Origin of the sequence: Rhodococcus sp. NPDC057014 (assembly GCF_042673295.1) — a bacterium.
Taxonomy (GTDB): domain Bacteria; phylum Actinomycetota; class Actinomycetes; order Mycobacteriales; family Mycobacteriaceae; genus Rhodococcus_F.
Genome location: NZ_JBHUSF010000556.1, coordinates 1 through 2,899 on the forward strand (window position 1 = coordinate 1; position 2,899 = coordinate 2,899).

Consider the following 2,899-nt stretch of genomic DNA (forward strand, 5'->3'; position numbering starts at 1 on the left):
CGCATGACCCCCGACCCTTCCATCCCGGCCTACGACGTCGTCGTCATCGGCTCCGGCGCGGGCGGCCTGTCCGCCGCCGTCGCCGCCGCCGACGGGGGAGCGTCCGTCCTCGTCGTCGAGAAGGCGGACACGTGCGGCGGCGCCACGGCGTGGTCGGGCGGGTGGATGTGGACGCCGCGGAATCTGTTCGCGCACGCGGACGGTGTCAACGAGGACCGCTCGGCGCCGCGCACGTATCTCGAACACCGGCTCGGCGAGAACTTCGACGCCGCCAAGGTCGACGCCCTGCTCGACGGCGCGCCCGAGATGGTGGAGTTCTTCGAGAAGAAGACGGCGCTGCAGTTCGTTCCGGGCGCGAAGATCGCCGACATCCACGGCGACACACCGGGTGCCGGAACGGGCCACCGCTCGGTCGGACCGAAACCGGTGAGCATGCGGAAACTCGGCCCCGACGTCGCAGGGCTCCTGCGTCGTCAGCTCTACGAGACGTCGTTCCTCGGCATGGGCATCATGGCCGGCCCCGACCTGCAGGCGTTCCTGCACTCGACGCGGTCGGCGAAGGCGTTTCTCCACTGCACGAAACGGGTGTCCACCCACCTGTTCGACCTCGCCACCAAGCGTCGCGGACAGCAACTCGTCAACGGCACCGCGCTCGTGGGCAGGCTGTTGCGGTCGGCGCTCGACGCCGGCGTCGACATCCGCGTGAGCACGGCGGCCACCGCGCTGACCACCGACTCCGCGGGCAGCGTCACCGGTGTGCGGCTGGCGGGCCCGGACGGGGCGTACACCGTGAGCGCCCGCCGCGGCGTCGTCCTCGCGACCGGCGGCTTCAGTCGCGACCTCGACCGGCGGCGCGAACTGTTCCCCCGCACCCCCACCGGACGCGAGCATTGGACGTTGACCCCGTCCACGACCACCGGCGACGGCATCACCCTCGGCGAATCCGCAGGCGGCCGACTCGACGACTCGGTCGCCTCCCCGGTCGCGTACTGCCCGGTGTCGATCATCCGGTACCGCAACGGCAAGGAGGGCGTGTTCCCGCACATCCTCGACCGCGGAAAGCCCGGCGCCATCGGTGTTCTCGCGGACGGACGACGCTTCGTCAACGAGGGGCTCGGCTACCACGACTACACGCTCGCGATGGTCGAGCAGGTGCCCGACGGCGAGGAGGTGTGCTCCTGGCTGATCGCCGACCAGCGGTACCTGCGGTACTTCCCGCTCGGCATGGCCAAGCCGCTGCCGATCCCCACGTGGCCGTACCTGAAGTCGGGCTACCTCACCCGCGGCCGCACGGTCCGCGAACTGGCCGAGAAGATCGGCGTCGACCCGGACGGCCTGGAGAAGACGGTCGCGGCGTTCAACGAGGGCGCCCGCGACGGCGTCGACCCCGAATTCGGTCGGGGCACCACACCGTTCACCGTCGGGTCCGGAGACGCCGACAACCCCTGGCCCAACCCGGCGCTCGCGCCGCTCGAAGAAGGCCCGTTCTACGCGGTCAAGGTGGTCCCCGGCAGCTTCGGCACGTTCGCAGGCCTGGTCACCGATTCGACGTCCCGGGTGCTGAACGACGACGACCAGCCGATCGGCGGACTGTTCGCCGTCGGCGTCGACCAGTCCAGCGTCATGGGCGGTCACTACCCGTCCGGCGGCATCAACCTCGGCCCGGCCATGACCTTCGGCTACCTCGCCGGTCGCCGCCTCGCCTCGACGACAGGAGACCTGCGATGACCGCCCCACTCGGCCTTGCCGCGCTCACGGTGCTCGACACCGCGCCGCTCGAGCAGGTGGACCTCGCCGAGAAGCACGGCTTCGACACCATCGGCATCCGGTTGCTGCCCGCCGCACCCGGCACCACCGCCTACCCGCTGCACCAGGACCCGGCCGCCCTGGACGCGCTCGTGCGGCGTCTCGAGGATTCGCCGATCGAGGTGTTCGACCTCGAAATCATCCGACTGGGAGCGGATTTCGACGAGAAGGACTACGTTCCGCTGCTCGAGGCGGGCGCGCGGCTCGGCGCGAGGGCCGTGCTCGTCGGCGGCGACGACCGCGATCGCCCCCGGCTCACCGACTCGTACGCCCGGCTCGCGGCACTGTGCGCGAACTACGGCATCGTCGCGAGCCTCGAGTTCATGCCGTGGACGGCGGTGCCCGACGCGGCCGCGGCCGTCGAGATCGTGTCGCAGGCCGACGGCCCGGCGCGGAGCGTGCTGGTGGATGCCCTGCACGTCGGACGGTCGAGCACCACTGCGGCCGACCTCACGGCGATCCCGCGGGAGTGGCTGCACTACGCGCAGATGTGCGACGGCTCGGTGCCGGCGCCCACCGACGCCGCCGAGCTGATCCGGCAGGCGCGCGAAGAGCGCCTCGTGCCCGGGGCGGGTGGCATCCCGCTCGCCGACATCTGGTCGACGTTGCCGGCGGGCCTGCCGGTGAGCGTCGAACTCCCCAACGAGCCGCTCCGGCGGTCGGTCGGCACGGACGCGTGGCTCGCGCGGCTGGTCGCCGCCACCCGGGAGGTGCTCGCGCAGGTTCCGGCTGCCACCGGCGGCTGATCGTCCGCGCTACCGTTCTTGCATGCCCCGCCCCGACAACGTCCCCGCGTACACGATGCGCCAGCTGGCGGCGTTCGTCGCGGTGGCGGAGACCGGGACGATCAGCGGTGCGGCCGAGCGGATGCACCTGTCGCAGTCGGCGTTGTCCGCGGCGGTGACGGACCTGGAGAAGGCGTTGAAGGCGCAGTTGTGTGTCCGCCGGCGGGCCCGCGGTGTGCAGCTGACCCCGACGGGGGAGGCGGTGCTGTCGCGGGCGCGTGCCCTGTTGCAGCAGGCGGGGGAATTGCAGACCGACGCGTCCGGTGCGGGCGGGGTCGTCGCCGGGCCGATCGCCGTCGGTTGCTACC

General features: G+C 72.0%; 3 protein-coding genes. All 3 read left to right on the plus strand.

Going from position 1 to position 2,899, the window contains the following annotated elements:
• The first annotated feature begins 3 nt into the window (after positions 1 to 3).
• A complete protein-coding gene (locus tag ACFTZB_RS44695; protein ID WP_378442307.1) occupies positions 4 to 1,728 on the plus strand; it encodes an FAD-dependent oxidoreductase in 1,725 nt (574 codons plus the stop codon).
• Positions 1,725 to 2,552, plus strand: a complete 828-nt coding sequence (locus tag ACFTZB_RS44700; RefSeq protein WP_378442303.1) for a sugar phosphate isomerase/epimerase family protein — start codon at positions 1,725 to 1,727, stop codon at positions 2,550 to 2,552. Before ACFTZB_RS44695 ends, ACFTZB_RS44700 begins: the two co-directional genes overlap by 4 nt.
• Before the next feature lie 22 nt (positions 2,553 to 2,574).
• A partial coding sequence (locus tag ACFTZB_RS44705; protein ID WP_378442305.1) for a LysR family transcriptional regulator occupies positions 2,575 to 2,899 on the plus strand: 325 nt, incomplete at its 3' end.